Genomic DNA, 17,192 nt, shown 5'->3' on the forward strand with positions numbered 1-17,192 from the left:
AGGGAGAACAAAGAACTCATAAACTTAGCCCTCATGAACTAACAAATTCACTCAATAACTCATTAACTCTATATAATTTCCCTCCTTTTTGGGAGGGTTTGGGTTGGGGCTAACGATAGGGTAAATGGTACTCATACCATCTCTACACACAGAAATATAAGGCTTATTCTTGCTCATACCGAGCGATTGGCATTTACCCTATAATGCCAATTCATTTATAGGAATAGCTAAAAAACGGACTTGATGAGTTTCTCGGTAGCCGTCAGATTGGCTTCTACACGTTCCACAATGCTTTCGGGTGTGATGTCATGGAGACAAGCCCAGTCGCCACGCATGCAGGGTTTGTTGCCATAAATGCTACATGGACGACATGAAAGATTCACTTGCACGGTATTGTCGGCACACTGGTTCCACCCCATAAAGCCAGCGTAGGGATGTGTGGCACCCCAAATGCTCACCACAGGGCAAGCTACCAACGAGGCTAGATGCATATTGGCACTGTCCATACTCACCATGACGTCAAGCCGACTCATGATGATAAGTTCGTTGGACAAGCCTCCGGCAAGTGCCGAAGCATTAATACAATTGGTGTAACGCTCGACCCATTGGTCGAGTATTTGACGCTCGTTGCCCCCACCACCAAACAAGAAGATGCGACAAGAGGGATGCAAATGGATGAGTTGAACGATGACTTGTTCCATCAACTCCACGGGATATATCTTCCCCACGTGGGCAGCAAAGGGAGCAATACCTATCCACTGTTGGAACGGACGTTTCTCGCCAATGGTCGCAGGAAGCAGTCGGAGCGGTGCGCCTTCGGGCGGATAGATGGAACAAAAGTTTGGTTTAACGGGATAGCCCAATTGGGCTAGCACGTCGGCATAGTTTTGGAAAGAAGTAGGTTGCTGTACAAGTACCTTATTATCAGCATCGACAAGCCGGCGTTTACCGGCACGGTGCTTGTCGATATGAGCCACGCGATAATTGCCGATATTAAACCGCATGCGCAGGTACTTGGACCTAATAATGTCGTGAAAGTCGGCGATGGCCGTGAAATTCTTGGCAACAAGTCGGCGATAGAGTGCATTCAATCCCTTGACTCCATTGTATTCAGTCTTCAAGTCGGCTTCCATGAACCCGACGTTGGGTGCCAGTTGCTCAAAAAAAGCGCGAGCAAAAGGCTTACTGAGAACCGTGATTCTCAAATGAGGATATTGGGTGGCAAGGGCATATACCACCGGAACGGCCATAGCAACATCGCCCATGGCCGAGAAACGGATAATGAGCAAGTGTTCGTTTTTCACTTTTTGGCGTAGAGCACAGGATTGGTTGAAGGGTCGTTGTACATCTTCATTTGTCGGTAAACCTTCATGTATTTGCGACCGGCCTCGATGTCTTCCAACAATTGATCAATGGCTGTAGAAAGGTCTTTTTGCTGTTCGAGCAGCACTTGCAACTTATTTTGGCATGCTGCCTTGTGCTCATCTCCGGCATCGGTACGCTCCGTCTGCTCGCGCATGTGATAGATTTTCAGTGCAAGGATAGACAAACGGTCGACCGCCCAAGCCGGACTCTCGGTGTTGATGCGTGCATCGGGCAACACTTTCACGTCGGAATATTTCTGTCGGAAATACGAGTCAATCTGCTCTACCAAGTCGGTACGGTCTTGATTGCTGGTATCGATGCGACGCTTCAACGCCAATGCTTCGAGCGGATTGATGTGCGGATCTCGGATAATGTCTTCGAAATGCCATTGCACAGTGTCAATCCAGCATTTCAAATAAAGTCGGTTTTCAATGCTATCACGATGATAGGGATTGCTAATCGGCGTGTCGATACAGTCCTTGACATGATAGTCTTGGATAGCTTTGTTGAAAATCTCGTTGCAGAGTTGTGTGAATGTCATTCTTGTTCAGGTATGTGTTTAACTTCTTGCAAAAATAGAAATTTTATTTGAGAATACAAATGTTTGCCCGCTAGATTTGCGGGCAAACAGCCTTATTTCTCGTCTATATCGCTTTGATAGCGGGCAACATTCTCCAAGGTTACGGCTTTCCGATTGTGGTGGAAAGCCGGATAGGCATTGTTATGTAACACTCGATTGCCACGCATTGTGATGCCGTCGACCGATTTAGCGTACAACAATGGAGCATCGAAGGTATCGAACACGTTGTCCAGAATCTTGATACCACTGTGGAAGTATCGTTTCTGCTTGCTGAATTCTGGTATTTCCGGGTCGATGGAGATAACGCCTTCGGTGAATTGGAACATATTGGTGAGGGCATTGACAAAGACATTATGGCGAATGGTTACATCGCGACAAGCCCCCGATTCGTACCATCCGTTGCAGTCACCACAGAGTAATATGGCCGTTCCGGAGGTGTGGTCGAAGAAATTATCCTCGCAAACCACACGACGAGGTGTGGAGAACAGACAGCCGCGTGCACGGTTGTTACGCACTACATTGTGGTCGAATTGTACGGTAGGTGTCAGTGTCAAGTCTTCTACACCGATGCTGTTGCGCTCATCAATATCTGCTGCCAAGGGCTGAACGAATGTTATCTCATACTCTTTAACACCTTTGTCGATGGGTTTGTCAATTGCCTTAATCTTCTTTATGACATTGATTCCGGGGATATGTTCCATGGTTCGGGAGGCGATAAACTGCACCGTGTCGCCCACATAGCCCCATTTGTAACCATAAGCTTGGTCGTGCATGAAGCGGGCGCGGATAGTATGATCGTCCAATCGTTTCGTCATTTTGAGGTAAACACCATGGATATTAATGGCATCATCCATCATACTCTCGTACAAACCATGCCTGCTGACAATCTCGCCACTGCAATTAACAAAGTGGGAAGCATCGGCCTGTGTAGTGAAATAGCGGTGGGTACCGGGACGAAGGGAGACGTTGAATCCATCGAGCGATACATTATGGCACAACTGAGCCAGCACTCCCATACCTTCCATATAATATATGGTGATGTCTTCGAGCTTCGTATTCTTGCACTCATAGAGGAAGATGGCCGGTGCAGGACGTGTCCATGAACGCATGGCGAGTACGGTTCCGGGCTTCAAGCGGGCATCGTTCCATCCGCGAGCAAGAAATTTTCTATCGGGCAAAGCGCTTACTCCGGTCACACGGATGCCTATGTCGCTAGTGCGATAGACCATGTGATGAGTCTTGGGGTCGAACGCAATAGCCGAATTCAGGAGGTATTTCCATCCCTGCCCATTGGTATATAGTGTGTCGTGAGAAAGTGTATAATTCACTTCGGGTGACAGTTGATAAACGATTTCGTGGCTCACTGTGTCGTTGCTGACAATGGTTGCTTGGGCTATATGTGGGTTGGCGTGGTCTACACGGAAACCACGGAGCGTGCAGTTCTCTGCTCCCACAAGACTCAGGGGCAACATACGGCCATGGAAGATGAAATCGGAACCGCCACCATCGAAAGTCACATTGCGCAATCGCTCCATGCAGATGCCCACCGCACGAGGATTCAATTGGTCGTGATTGGAGACGTAGTACTCATGTAGCGTAGCCCCATCGGGATAGAAATGATAGCGTCCGCGCGGCACTTTTACAGTTATTTGATTGCCTTTAATAGCTGCTTTTTGCACTGCTTTCATGGCTCTACTGAAAGCTATGGAGGCGTTGATGGTAGTGTCGGAAGACAAGCCATAGTGCGCCAAATCAATTGTAATATTGGCTGCATGTGATATGATAGCAAACATACTAACGGCACATGACAGAATGAGTCTTTTCATTATAAATATAGATTTAGTTATACTTGCAAAATTAGTATATGTTTTTCATAAAACATATCAAACTGTCTGATAATAGGGAATTTACGCATTAAATAGCTATTTATATGCACAATCACTACTAGTGTGTGCAAGAATGAGCGCTTTTTTGAATAAAAAACTTGTCAGACTGAAAATAAATTCGTTTCTTTGCAGCCGATTTTATAATGAGAATTATTTATAAACAATTTAAATTTAGAGTATTATGTCAGAAATTGAAAGCAAAGTAAAGGCTATTATCGTAGACAAACTTGGTGTTGATGAGGCTGAAGTTAAGCCTGAAGCAAGCTTTACAAACGACCTCGGCGCAGATTCATTGGATACTGTAGAGCTGATTATGGAATTCGAGAAGGAATTTGGTATTTCAATTCCCGACGATAAAGCAGAAACCATCCAGACTGTTGGTGACGCTATCAACTACATCGAGCAGAACGCTAAATAATAACGTTTCGTAGTTGAGTGTTTATGGTTGGCGGAAGCTTTCCACATCTCTTAGTACCTTATTGTGTGCATAGAGACGGAAGCCGTCAACCATAAATATTTGCTATTGATTCAATAAATACTTTCTGAATAATGGAGTTAAAAAGAGTAGTAGTAACAGGTTTAGGCGCAGTAACGCCCGTTGGCAACACTCCGGAAGAAACTTGGAGCAACTTGTTGGCAGGTAAGAGTGGTGCCGCTCCTATTACATCATTCGACGCTTCTAAGTTCAAGACACAGTTTGCTTGCGAGGTTAAAGACCTCAACGTGAACGATTACATCGATCGTAAAGAAGCTCGCAAGCTCGATCGTTACACTCAATTGGCTATGATTAGCGCCATTCAGGGTGTAAAAGATGCAGGTTTGGACTTGGAAAACGAAGATAAAAACCGTATCGGTGTGGTATACGGTGTAGGTATCGGCGGTATTAAGACCTTCGAAGACGAGGTGACTTACTACGGTCAGAACATCGAAAACGGCCCTAAATTCAGTCCTTTCTTCATCCCAAAGATGATTGCCGACATCGCTTCAGGACAGATTTCAATCCACTTTGGATTCCATGGACCTAACTTTACCACGACATCTGCTTGTGCATCTTCAAGCAATGCACTCGCTGATGCGTTCAACTTGATTCGCTTGGGTAAAGCAAACGTTATTGTAAGTGGTGGCGCCGAGGCTGCTATCTGCGAATGTGGCGTAGGCGGATTCAACGCTATGCACGCACTTTCTACACGCAACGACGATCCCGAACACGCTTCTCGTCCATTCAGCGCAAGTCGCGATGGATTCATCATGGGCGAGGGTGCTGGCTGTTTGGTACTCGAAGAGTTGGAGCATGCAAAGGCTCGTGGTGCTAAAATCTATGCTGAGATGGTGGGCGAAGGTGCTAGCGCCGATGCTTATCACATCACAGCCAGCCACCCGGAAGGCCTTGGTGCTAAGCTCGTAATGATGAATGCGCTCGAAGATGCCCACTTGAATCCGGAAGATGTAGACTATATCAACGTGCACGGAACGTCTACTCCGGTAGGTGATATTTCTGAGGCTAAGGCCATCAAGGAAGCGTTTGGCGATGCAGCTTATAAGTTGAATATCAGTTCAACCAAGTCTATGACCGGTCACCTGTTGGGTGCTGCCGGTGCAGTAGAGGCTATGGTATGTGTATTGTCAGTTCAAAATGATATCATTCCTCCAACGATTAACCACGAAGAGGACGATAGAGACGAGAACATCGACTACAATATGAACTTCACATTCAACCAAGCTCAGAAGCGCACAGTGCGTGTAGCACTGAGCAACACCTTCGGTTTTGGCGGTCACAACTGTTGTGTAGTGTTCAAGAAATATGCTGAATAATCTTATTGATAGAATCAAGCTCCCTTTCCGAAAGGAAAAGGAGCTTTTTTCTTCCTTGCGCAATATCATAGGCTTTTACCCTCACAATATCAGTTATTATAAGCTTGCTTTGATGCACAAGAGTGTGATGCGACGCAACGCTAAGGGTAAACCCATCAACAACGAACGCCTAGAATTCCTCGGAGATGCTATCCTTGACGCTATCGTTGGAGACATTGTCTATCAGCATTTCCCCGGAAAACGTGAGGGATTCCTCACCAACACGCGTTCCAAACTCGTACAACGCGACACGCTAAATAAGCTCGCTCAGTCGTTAGGACTAAGCAAACTCATCCTTTCTAGCGGACGCAGTTCTTCTCACAACAGCTATATGGGAGGAAATGCTTTCGAAGCTCTCGTCGGTGCTATCTATCTTGACCGCGGTTACGATGCCTGTATGGCATTCATGAAGAACCGCATTTTGTCCGAGATGATCAACATTGACAAGGTAGCCTACAAAGAGGTGAACTTTAAGAGCAAGCTCATTGAGTGGAGTCAGAAGAATCGAGTGCAACTCGACTTCAAGATGCTCAATCAGAAGAAAGACGACAATGGTAGTCCTACTTTCAGCTACGAGGTGCTTTTGGAAGGTATACAAGGATGTTCGGGCAATGGCTATAGCAAGAAAGAAAGCCAGCAACTGGCCAGCAAGCTCACCTTGGAGAAGTTGCGTCGTGAACCTCAGTTCATCGACGAAGTATTTGCTGCGAAGACCAATCGTACCAAGATGGAGGAAGAACCTGTAGAGAACGTGCCGACCACAGAGGCTAAAGATGACTTCATCATCACTAAAGATATTGACGAAAAAGCATCGGTAGAGAAGCACGAGAACACGTTCCGCGAGGAAGTATTCGACGATAAACCACGTCGAAACAAGCGTCGTCCGCCCATGTATCGCTCAGACAACGAAGTAAAATCGGTTGAGAAAGAAACAACGGATACCGATGAATTCGACCTGAGTGACATCAGTGCTGGTCCGCAAAGCAAAGAAGACATTATCAAAGCTGCCGAAGAGGCCGCTTTCAATGAAATACAGTAAATACGAACTCGTATCTATATATAAAAACGCGACAAGCCTTTTAGTGCTCGTCGCGTTTTTATTCTTTATTACAGCCTATCATCTTTTATCTCCTACCTCATATTCCCCCAAGGAATTCCTAGCATTCTGGCAGCCTCTTCCTTGCTCGACTCGAAAGTGAGCTTCGATAATATTATCGTAGCATTCATGCGGTCTACAAGTCGTGGAGCCATGATTTTAATCACTTTCAACTTCTTATCGTCGAAGTTAAAAACATCCATCATGCGAGCGCACTGCCGACAACTGAAACCACCATTCAGACTTCCCACCGTGATAAGTTTCAACTTGTTGTCGTCGAAAGTCTCATTGACTACATACCGATAGAACACATTAAAATCGGCATCATCCATCACGTTGCGATACATGGGCATCCTACCATAGGGCAATGGAATTTGGTATTGGGGTGTATAATCTATTGAAGTGTTGGGGCGTTCGTATGAGTTACATGCTACCACATGGTTGTTCGCGAAGTCCACGGTCGTAATATAAACCACCGAACCGTCCAGTTTCAGCGAGTGGTATTCCCATTGTTCCGAATCGTAATTCATGCGTTTAAACTTCGGCTTACCTACTAATGCGCGTACTTCTGATTGGGTCATACCCAATTTTATCTCATCAAATCTTTTTGCTTCCATACATATCGGAAACATCAACAATAATAATAACGTGGTCAAAGCCTTGAGTCTTACTTGTTTCATCGTCGTGGTATTTTAGTTGAACATTGTACACAGATAGCACTAACGGGTGCTATGAAAATTTATTTTCAAGCTGTTGAGTGCTGAATAACTTATGCAAAGATAGAGATAATTTCTCCTTTTGCAGATGGGAAATCCCTAATCTGTGAGGTGGAATTTCCTATTTTAATGTGTAGAGAAAACTGGAATAGAAAGACATATGTAGGCAGAAAGGTTTATATTGCAAGAGGAAATACTCCCATCCCGCCCATTACCTCCTGTGTTTCCGTTGCACTGGCTACGCCGACAACGACTATTCGGCCGATGACCAATGATTCCTCGAAAAGGAAGAAAACCACTATTGTATATTAATTCTACTGAACGCGAAACATAATTGGATGAGAAATTGTATCTTTGTAGGTGTCAAAAATACCATACGATGAAACAATTCAAACTATCAACTTCCTTATTTTTACTAGGTATATTGTTATTGTTCCCAACGATTTCGGCCGTTGCACAGGGTATTATACCCAAGCCTCACACAGTAGTTTACCGTGACGGACAATTCAAAATAGACAATGAGACGCGCTTATATAGCAACTTGTCGCGTAAAAATTTGAAGACGATGCGATATTGGTTAGGCGAAGTCACCTCTGCTCCATTGAAGAAAACGCGAACAAGGAATGGTAACCAAATCATCAGATTGATTCAGACGGGCAAACCGAACGAGATGAACACCGTGCCATTCAACCGGTATTTACAGGGTTATACGCTCGACGTATCGGAACGAGGCATTGAGATTCTGTCGCCATCCAAAGCCGGATTGCAGTATGGATTACAGACATTAAGGAACTTAACGGCTGTAGATGGTACCGTGAGATATGTGCATATAGAGGACACACCACGGTTTGCCTATCGTGGCATGATGCTCGATTGCTCGCGCCATATATGGACTACAGACTTCATCAAGAAGCAGATTGACATGCTTGTAAGATTGAAGATGAATCGACTACACCTGCATCTGACCGACGAAGCAGGGTGGCGCATCGAGACCAAGCATTATCCCGAACTGACGGAGAAGGCTGCTTATCGAACCACTTCAAACTGGGAGCAGTGGCGTGCGACGGGGATGAACTATTGTACCAAGGACACACCGGGGGCGTATGGTGGCTATTATACGAAACAAGAGTTGCGCGATATTGTGCGATATGCGGCTGAACGGGGTGTCACGGTGATTCCAGAGTTGGAGATTCCCGGCCATAACAACGAAGTGACAAGCACCTATCCACAGCTTTCGTGTACCGGTGAGCGAGCCTCTGACTTGTGTATCGGAAACGAAAAAAGCTTTGAATTCATCGAAGGAGTGTTGAAAGAAATCATGGATATATTCCCTTCCGAGTACATACATCTAGGCGGTGATGAGGCATCGGGAAAGAATTGGCTGACATGCGAGCGTTGTCAAAAGCGCATGAACGACGAGCATCTGCAGTCAAAAGAACAATTACAGGCCTACATGATGAAGCGTGTGAACGCTTTTTTGAATCGTCATGGGCGCAAGATGATAGGTTGGGACGAGATCACAACGGGTGGTACGCCCGATGGCGCAGCCGTCATGGCATGGCGTGGAGCCGATATGGGCTTCAAAGCTGCCAAAGATTCAAAGGTTATCATGTCGCCTACGGAATGCTACTACCTTGATTATTTCCAATGTAATCCAGCTACCGACGAGCGAGGACAATTGGGCTATACGCCTTTGAAGTCGGCCTACAAGTTCGACCCGATACCCATTGATTATCAAAACAAGCCCGAAGCAAAGAATATATGGGGTGTACAAGGTAACCTGTGGACTGAAAGAGTGGACACAGAGGAGCGTGCCGAATACATGATTTACCCTCGTTTGTTTGCCGTAGCAGAGGCAGGATGGAGTTCACCTGCCCGGGATTATAGCGACTTCAAGACTCGTGCGCTCGGTCTGATTGCCCGGATGAAACGCGATGGATATGCTCCTTACGACTTACAGAACGAGTTGGGAGATAGGAATGAGAGTACGTCAGCGGTGGTACACGATGCCATTGGCAAACCGGTGACCTACCTGTCGCCTTGTTCACCACGCTATGCCGGAACGGGGAATGGTACACTAGTCGATGGAAAAATGGGCGACTGGAGTTTCAAAGATAATGGTTGGCAGGGCTTTATTCAAGCAGGCAGATTGAGCATCGTCATTGATTTACAGAAAGAGATGGACATTAATAATGTGTCGGCCGACTTCTTACAATTCCGTGGTCCGGAGATTTTCTTCCCCGCTGAGGTAACCGTCGCTGTATCAACTGATGGGCAAAACTTTGAAGAAATAGACAAGCAAACCTTCAAGGACGACTCTACCCGTTATTTCGTGCGCCCATATACATGGCAAGGAAAGGCCAAAGGACGATATGTAAAAGTCACAACCCGCGCCCCTAAACAAGGCGGCTTCATCTTCTGCGACGAAGTAATGGTGAACAGAAGGGGGTGAATGTATGGGCAATCATGGCAAAACAAAATCATCTGAATAGATGGAACGCACGGAAGTATTGATTATAGAACAACTACGCCAAGGTCAAGAGGCTGCATATAAATATGTATACAAACATCATTATACGGTGTTGTGTCGTGTGGCTATGCAGTATGTCGACGACCAATTTTTGGCAGAAACCATCGTGGGTGATGTGATATTTCATCTTTGGGAGATTAGAGAATCGCTGAATATCACATCATCTTTACGTAATTATCTGGTTACAAGTGTTCGCTATCGATGCCTTGATTATCTCAAATCAAATTATAATCAGAAAGAAATACGTATATCCGGAGTGAGTTCGGTAGATATTCCTGTCATTGGATATTTGCAAGCTGAGCAGTATCCTTTAGGCAAATTACTCGCTCAAGAACTCGAAGGAGAAATACAAAAGGCTATCTGTCGACTGCCGGCGGAATGCCAACGGATATTCAGAATGAGTCGGCTAGAACAGAAATCTTATGAGGAAATAGCTCGTATTTTAAGCATTTCAGAGAATACAGTGAAGTATCACATGAAGAAAGCATTAGCACAATTGCGTGAAGACTTGCATAAATATCTCATCACAGCAATAGTTTTCTTCTTCTTACATTTTTAGAAAAAAGTTCATATTTAGACTACCCATACGATAAATTCTATCGTCTTGTTAATAGAATTAAATCCTATGGTAGAAATAAGTGAACATATAAAAGACCTCATTATAGCATCTCTGAGTGGAGAAATGGGGCAAGAAGAAGCGAAAGAGTTGCAAACATGGCTACGTGCTTCGAAAGAGAATAAACAATATTATTATGAATGGCGTGAGATATGGACATCTACTTCGCCGTCGCCAAAGTTTGATGTAGAGGCTGCTTATCAAACTTTCCTTTCGCGTATTAAGAAAAGTGAGCCTGTAACTACGCACCGTTACCGCTATCTATATTATGCAGCGGCAGCCATTGCTTTATTTGTTGTGTCGGTATTATCATATAAAACAGGTGAATCGAATATCAAATCTAACTTTGCAGATATTGCCGTTGAAGCACCTGCTGGTTCGCGCTTGAAGCTGAACTTGCCTGATGGAACGAAAGTATGGCTTAATTCCGGCTCCAAACTAACATACTCTCAAGGTTTTGGTGTAGACAAGCGTGAGGTAAATTTGATGGGTGAAGCCTATTTTGAAGTGAAACACCAAGAGGACAAACCTTTCAGTGTGAACTCTACAAACCTTCGAGTGAACGACCTTGGAACAAAGTTTAATTTCTGTGATTATGCTGATGATGACGAGGCTATCGTTACTTTGACAGAAGGAAAAGTGTCGCTAGACAACTTTATGAATTATCAAAATAATCAACTTCTAGCACCCGGACAGAAAGCAGTACTGGATAAGAAAACTGGTGAGTTGACGATTAATAATGCCGAAAATGATTATCAGGATTGGCAAAATAATATGCTTGTCTTTAATGGCGATGCCCTGAATGAGATAGCCAAGAAGTTGCAACGCAACTACAATATAAAGGTTATAGTGGCCAATGATGCTCTCTACCAATTGCGATTCCACGGTAGTTTCAACACCCAAGAAGCACATTTGCGTGACATTTTGGATGCACTTGTAGCAACCAATAAAATACATTACCGTGTACAAGGTAAGAAAGTGACCTTTTATTAATCCAAAATATCAACCTTTAAAATTCTCAACCAGCATGAACAGAGTTTAGTTATAGTTAGTGCAAAAAGCAAAAAACAATAAGTTTAATATCTTTAATATGTCTTTACTATGAACCTTAAGAAAGTCGTTTTGATAGGTTGTGCTCTTGCTTGTCAGCTAGTGGTATTTGCCCAAGCAGTGAGCCTTAAAATGCAAAAAGTCTCAGTCAAGAAGGCTATGACCGCCTTAAATCAGAAAAGCGGTTATTCCTTTATTTACGAAGAGTCTGATGTGAACACCTCTGGTATTGTAAATGTAGATGCTACAACCGTAGGTCAAGCTGTTGACCAAATACTTGTTGGGCAGAATCTCACTTATGAGATTAAAGGTAAGTCGATTATTATTTCAAAGTTGTCTAGTCGAAAATCGACCTTGCAAACCGGTAGTGTAAAACACAAGATAACCGGTAAGATCGTTGATAACAATAACGAACCCATCATTGGAGCTACTGTTAAAGTAAAAGGAGAAAGCGCCGGTACGATTACAGACTTAGATGGTAATTTTGCTTTAGAGGCTCATCAAGGAGCCGATTTGGAAGTTTCGTATATCGGATATCAAAGTCAGACGGTGAAAGCAGTTCCTAATAAGGCTTTGACTGTGAAGATGTTGGAGGACACCAAAGCCTTGGAAGAAGTTGTAGTGGTAGGTTATGGAGTCCAGAAAAAGGTAAACTTGACAGGTTCGGTATCATCGGTAAAAGGCGAAGATTTACAGTTGCGACCTGTAACCGATGCTTCCCAAAGTTTACAGGGATTAGTTCCGGGCTTGTTGGTAACCAATGATAACGCAGGAAGACCGGGTGCCACAGGTACGTTAACACTGCGTGGACAAGGCAACCTGTCTAATACTGGTCATCCTTATGTACTTGTCGATGGTATAGAAATGAATCTCTCTGACGTCAATCCAAATGATATAGAGAGTCTTTCGGTGTTGAAAGATGCATCGGCTTGTGCCATCTATGGTGCGCGAGCAGCTTATGGTGTGATATTGGTAACGACGAAGAAAGGTACAGAGGGAACCATGCGTGCCAATTATCAAGGCTCTGTGGGCTGGAGTTCACCAACGGTATTGCCGGAAATGGTAGACTCTTATGCCTTTGCACAATATTGGAATGCGGGTGTTGCCAATGCCGGTTCTTCTCGTCTATACAGCGAAGGAAAAATGAAAGAATTGCAATCTTACATCAATGATCCTTCGAGTGTGAACCCTTGGCATGAGTTGTCAGCGAATGCAAGTATGAATCCTGCCTTCGAGAACTCGGAGAAAGGTATAGGCAATGTGGACTATTTCAAGTTGCACTATAAAGACCATGCTATCAGACAACAGCACAATTTAAGCTTCAGCGGTGGTGGTAAGAGTGCACAATATTATGTTTCTACTGGTTATTTAAAGGAAGATGGTATCTTGCGTTATGCCAAAATCAACTACGAACGCTTGAATGTTTCTTCTACCATAAATTCGGAACTGACTAAATGGTTGAGCTTGCAAGTTGGTTTGAAATTTAGCCATTCAGTGAATAACACGCCTTTTGGCGATGGTGGTATAGGCGATGGGTTCTTCCATTCATTAGCAAGATTCCGCCCGACAATTTCTCCGATAGACCCTAACGGGCACTTTACCGAACTCTCAATGGTTCCCTATTTGCAGAGCGGAACGTTCACTAAGAACAAGAGAGACATGATGAATCTAACCGGAGGAATCAACCTGAAGCCATTTAAAAACTTCAATGTCTATATGAACTATACCTATAAGTTGATTGCTAACAACTATATGGCAGAAAATGTTGCACCGCTTATCTATGGAGCCGACGGTGTTTCGACCTCCAAAGGTGTACGCGATGAATTGGATATTACTGCTGATGGAAAGTTCACACGTGCCAATTCGCATACCCATTACCAGACTTTGAGTCTGTATGGTAACTATGTATTCTCTTTGAACAATGCTCATAACTTCACCTTAATGGCTGGATATCAAGAGGAAAACTCCAATTATGATTACCTGAAGAATGTAATTACTGGATTATATTCTACCGCAAATCCGAACGTAGGAGTCGGCACAGGCAACCGTTCTGTAGTAGATACACGTAACGGATGGGCTACACGAGGCTTCTTCGGACGTATCAACTATGACTATAAGAGCCGTTATCTCGTAGAAATCAATGGTCGTTACGACGGTTCCTCTCGCTTTGCGGCTGGTCATCGATGGGGTTGGTTCCCTTCTATTTCATTGGGTTGGAATATCACGCAAGAAAAGTTTATGGAACCGTTGACCAATGTTGTCTCTCATCTTAAACTTCGTGCATCTTACGGTTTACTTGGTAATCAGTCGGGAGCAGCTCTCTATACTTTTGCTTCTACAATGGCATTCAGCAGCGGACTGGGTAACTACATCTTCCCCGATGGCCGACATGTGTACTTGTTAGCACCCGGTGTAGTGAATCCGGCAACCACTTGGGAGAAGGTGAATAGTAAGAACATCGGTCTAGACTTTGGTTTCTTTGGTAATCAATTGACAGGTAGCTTCGACATCTTCGAGCGTAAGACAAAAGATATGTTGGGTCCCGGAGTCGATTTTCCCGACTTCTTTGGTGCAGCAGCACCACAAACCAATAATGCAAGTATGCGCAACCGTGGATGGGAATTGACTTTGTCCTACCGTGGAAAGATTGCTAAAGAGATTGATTATCAAATTGGTGGCTCTCTCTCAGATGCAACCTCTGTGGTAACAGAATATGCTAACCCGACCGGAACAGCACCTGCTTCCAACTGGTATACTGGTCGCAAGGTGGGTGAAATTTGGGGATATAAGACCGATGGTTTGATTCAAACAGCTGAAGAGGCAGACAAGTATAATAAGACACATGATATGTCTTTCTTCACCCCAAGAGCATGGACACCCGGCGATGTGAACTTCCGCGACCTCAATGATGACGGTAAAGTGAACAACGGCAAGAACGTATTGGGCGATATGGGCGATTTGACAATCGTAGGAAATACGACACCTAGATACCAATATACATTGAATGGACAGATTTCTTGGAAAGGTTTGAGCCTAAGCGTGATGTTCCAAGGTGTTGGAAAACGTGATTGGGATCCGACCGGAAGTGTCTACTTCTGGGGTAGTAGTTCGTATGCTCAAGTCACTGTATTCAAACAACATCTCGACTATTGGCGCGAAGACAACAAGGGAGCTTACTATCCTAAGCCGTATATCAACACAGCCGGTGGAGTGGGTTCGTACAATGCAAAGACTTCAGCTCGCACAACCGATCGTTATTTACAGAATGCAGCGTACTGTCGTTTGAAAAATATTACATTGAGTTATAACCTTCCTGCTGCTTGGTTGACAAAGGCTCACCTGTCTCAAGTGAGAGTCTTTGTAACGGGAGAGAACCTCTTGACCTTTACCAAACTGATGGGTATGTTCGACCCCGAAGCCATCTTTACCTCTAATGATTATAGTTCTGAGGGTGGCAAGAACTATCCTATGAACAAAGTTATATCTGTTGGCCTATCCGTAAACTTATAATAATATAGATTATCATGAAACTATATAATATTTGTATTGCAGTTTTTGCTGCGGCAACATTAACAGGTTGCTATGATTTATCGAAGTCTCCCGAAGGAGAATTATCCACGGTGAATCCATTCTCATCGGTCGGTGAGATGTCTAGCTACCTTGACCAATTCTATCAAACCGGTGTCAGGAATCAAGGATATGATTGGGGGGGAAGCTATATAGCAAATGGAGACTTGAATAGCGACAATATGTCAAATAGTTCGGTAAGTTCTCGTTTGAACGGTGCATTGACACTTAGCAATGCCACAAAGATGACAGAATACACCTATATTCGCAATGTCAACTTCCTCATCAACAATTTTAACCATGTAGCCAATACCAGTTCGGCAGACTATAAGCAGTGTGTTGGCGAGGCATATTACTTCCGCGCATGGTATTATTTCCAGTTGTTTAAGAAATATGGTAAGCTCACTTGGGTTAGTAAACCGCTAGATCCAACTGCCGAAGTGTTGAATCTACCACGTCAAGAGCGTACAGTGATTGCTGATAGTATCCTTGCCGACCTTGACAAGGCTATTGCTAATTTACGTCAACAGAAGTCTTCTGCCACCATGAGAGTCCATCAAGACGTGGCTAGAGCGCTCAAGGGCGAAGTTGCATTGTACGAAGGAACGTGGGAGAAATATCATAAACAGAAGAAAGATGAATTCTTTACACCGGGGGTAACCGACGAGAAGATATCCGATTATTTAAAGCAATGTGTTGCAGCATGTAAGGCTGTGGTAGACCGCGGAGTTTGGAAAATCTATTCAGCAGGCAATCCTCTGAACGATTACAGAGTTATATTCCAGACCGAGGATTTAAGTTCAAATCCTGAAGTGTTGTGGTTTAAACGTTATGATGGTAACAATATTGGTAACAGTGTAGACCGCTACTTGAATCAAGGTGGTGGTGGTACAGGTGTCAATGCATCTTTGGTCGACGATTATCTGACGATAGATGGTAAGCCGTTTATCGGTGAACAGGTTGTCAATGCCAAGAAAACATTCGGCGAAGAACTGAACCCCACATTGCGTGACCCTCGCCTTTGCCAGACTATTTGTATGCCGGGACAGGTATTACGTCCCGATCAAGCACCCTATGTAGTACCACCTTTGACCGGTTCCGGATATAATAAGAACGAGTCAGGATACTCTTTGCTCAAATTTGTACAGATAGATTACAAGGGTAACTTGGATGCAGAGTACAAAGGAAGCACCCCCGCTATACAATATCGATATGCAGATATTCTTCTCAACTACGCAGAGGCACTTGCCGAACTCGATGGTTCTGCTAATGCACAACAGATTATCTCATTGCTCAAACCACTTCGTGATCGCGTAGGCATGCCTGTTATAAATTTTGATAGGGAATATAATACATCGACAGATTATCCGTTCTCACATTTAGATAAGTATATCCAAGTTGTGAGAAGAGAACGAAGAGTCGAACTTGCATGCGAGGGTAGACGACTGGACGACATCATGCGTTGGGCAGCAGCCGACGAGTTAATCGTTGGAAAGCGTGCTATTGGAGCGATGTTTGTGGGCAGTAATTTGGAGAACAATGCTGCCTATGGTGATAAATTGGTTTATGACAAGGCTTCCGGTAATAACTTGTATCTCACAGGAAAAGCCGGTGATACCTACCGTTACATCCTGCCTATCAACCCCTCTGGGTACGAAAAAGGGTGGGCTTTCAACGTGCATAGAGATTATTTACTGCCAATCCAATCGAGAATGTTGTCGTTGACAAACGGACAATGGACTCAAAATCCCGGATGGGAATAGTATAACAATAATATAAACATATGAACACAACGTTATCTTTATCTCTTGCCGGTCTGACATTGGCCATGTCTCCGGCCAGCATGATGGCTCAAAATCGTGCTCAGAAGCCTATGAATATCGTATTCATCATGAGCGACGACCATGCCTATCAAGCCATCAGTGCCTACGATCC

Annotated in this window: 12 protein-coding genes; 8 read left to right on the forward strand and 4 right to left on the reverse strand. The window is 44.3% G+C overall.

The features are described 5' to 3' along the window. Nucleotides 1–227: 227 nt before the first annotated feature. From HMPREF0671_RS09560 to HMPREF0671_RS09570, 3 genes are all read right to left on the reverse strand, one after another. Nucleotides 228–1,304 (reverse strand): glycosyltransferase family 9 protein, encoded by a 1,077-nt coding sequence (locus HMPREF0671_RS09560; protein ID WP_052052992.1) that lies wholly within the window; start codon nucleotides 1,302–1,304, stop codon nucleotides 228–230. Further along, nucleotides 1,301–1,906 (reverse strand): DUF4254 domain-containing protein, encoded by a 606-nt coding sequence (locus HMPREF0671_RS09565; RefSeq protein ID WP_036899950.1) that lies wholly within the window; start codon nucleotides 1,904–1,906, stop codon nucleotides 1,301–1,303. The genes HMPREF0671_RS09560 and HMPREF0671_RS09565 overlap by 4 nt, the downstream gene beginning before the upstream one ends. 92 nt (nucleotides 1,907–1,998) lie before the next feature. Beyond that, the gene (locus HMPREF0671_RS09570) at nucleotides 1,999–3,771 is read right to left on the reverse strand and encodes a hypothetical protein (protein ID WP_036899952.1); all 1,773 of its coding nucleotides are present in this window, start codon (nucleotides 3,769–3,771) and stop codon (nucleotides 1,999–2,001) included. Nucleotides 3,772–4,012: 241 nt separating this feature from the next. Here HMPREF0671_RS09570 and HMPREF0671_RS09575 point away from each other — a divergent pair, with 241 nt between their 5' ends. The 3 genes from HMPREF0671_RS09575 (at nucleotide 4,013) to rnc (ending at nucleotide 6,721) form a co-directional block, all read left to right on the forward strand. Further along, nucleotides 4,013–4,249, forward strand: a complete 237-nt coding sequence (locus HMPREF0671_RS09575; RefSeq protein WP_036899954.1) for an acyl carrier protein — start codon at nucleotides 4,013–4,015, stop codon at nucleotides 4,247–4,249. Nucleotides 4,250–4,380: 131 nt separating this feature from the next. Beyond that, entirely contained in the window at nucleotides 4,381–5,643 is a 1,263-nt protein-coding gene (gene fabF / locus HMPREF0671_RS09580; protein WP_036899956.1) for a beta-ketoacyl-ACP synthase II, read from the forward strand. Further along, on the forward strand, nucleotides 5,633–6,721 hold the full coding sequence (gene rnc / locus HMPREF0671_RS09585) for a ribonuclease III (protein WP_036899958.1): 1,089 nt from the start codon (nucleotides 5,633–5,635) through the stop codon (nucleotides 6,719–6,721). The genes fabF and rnc overlap by 11 nt, the downstream gene beginning before the upstream one ends. 92 nt (nucleotides 6,722–6,813) lie before the next feature. Here the strand turns inward: rnc and HMPREF0671_RS09590 are convergent, their stop codons facing one another. Further along, nucleotides 6,814–7,458: a DUF4476 domain-containing protein gene (locus HMPREF0671_RS09590; protein ID WP_036899960.1), complete on the reverse strand. Its 645-nt coding sequence runs from the start codon at nucleotides 7,456–7,458 to the stop codon at nucleotides 6,814–6,816. Between the two features lie 415 nt (nucleotides 7,459–7,873). On the opposite strand from HMPREF0671_RS09590, the gene HMPREF0671_RS09595 reads away from it, so the two are divergent. The 5 genes from HMPREF0671_RS09595 to HMPREF0671_RS09615 all read left to right on the forward strand — a co-directional run bounded on the left by HMPREF0671_RS09595 (nucleotide 7,874) and on the right by HMPREF0671_RS09615 (nucleotide 17,020). Continuing rightward, nucleotides 7,874–9,946: a family 20 glycosylhydrolase gene (locus HMPREF0671_RS09595; protein WP_036899962.1), complete on the forward strand. Its 2,073-nt coding sequence runs from the start codon at nucleotides 7,874–7,876 to the stop codon at nucleotides 9,944–9,946. Nucleotides 9,947–9,986: 40 nt separating this feature from the next. After that, a complete protein-coding gene (locus tag HMPREF0671_RS09600) occupies nucleotides 9,987–10,583 on the forward strand; it encodes an RNA polymerase sigma-70 factor (protein WP_036899964.1) in 597 nt (198 codons plus the stop codon). A 66-nt stretch (nucleotides 10,584–10,649) separates the two neighbouring features. Beyond that, nucleotides 10,650–11,633, forward strand: a complete 984-nt coding sequence (locus HMPREF0671_RS09605) for a FecR family protein (protein WP_036899966.1) — start codon at nucleotides 10,650–10,652, stop codon at nucleotides 11,631–11,633. A 189-nt stretch (nucleotides 11,634–11,822) separates the two neighbouring features. After that, entirely contained in the window at nucleotides 11,823–15,200 is a 3,378-nt protein-coding gene (locus HMPREF0671_RS09610) for a TonB-dependent receptor (RefSeq protein WP_369793988.1), read from the forward strand. 14 nt (nucleotides 15,201–15,214) lie between these two features. Continuing rightward, a complete protein-coding gene (locus HMPREF0671_RS09615; RefSeq protein ID WP_036899968.1) occupies nucleotides 15,215–17,020 on the forward strand; it encodes a RagB/SusD family nutrient uptake outer membrane protein in 1,806 nt (601 codons plus the stop codon). The last annotated feature ends 172 nt before the right edge of the window (nucleotides 17,021–17,192 follow it).

This window comes from Prevotella sp. S7 MS 2 (assembly GCF_000762865.1).
Taxonomy (GTDB): Bacteria; Bacteroidota; Bacteroidia; order Bacteroidales; family Bacteroidaceae; genus Prevotella.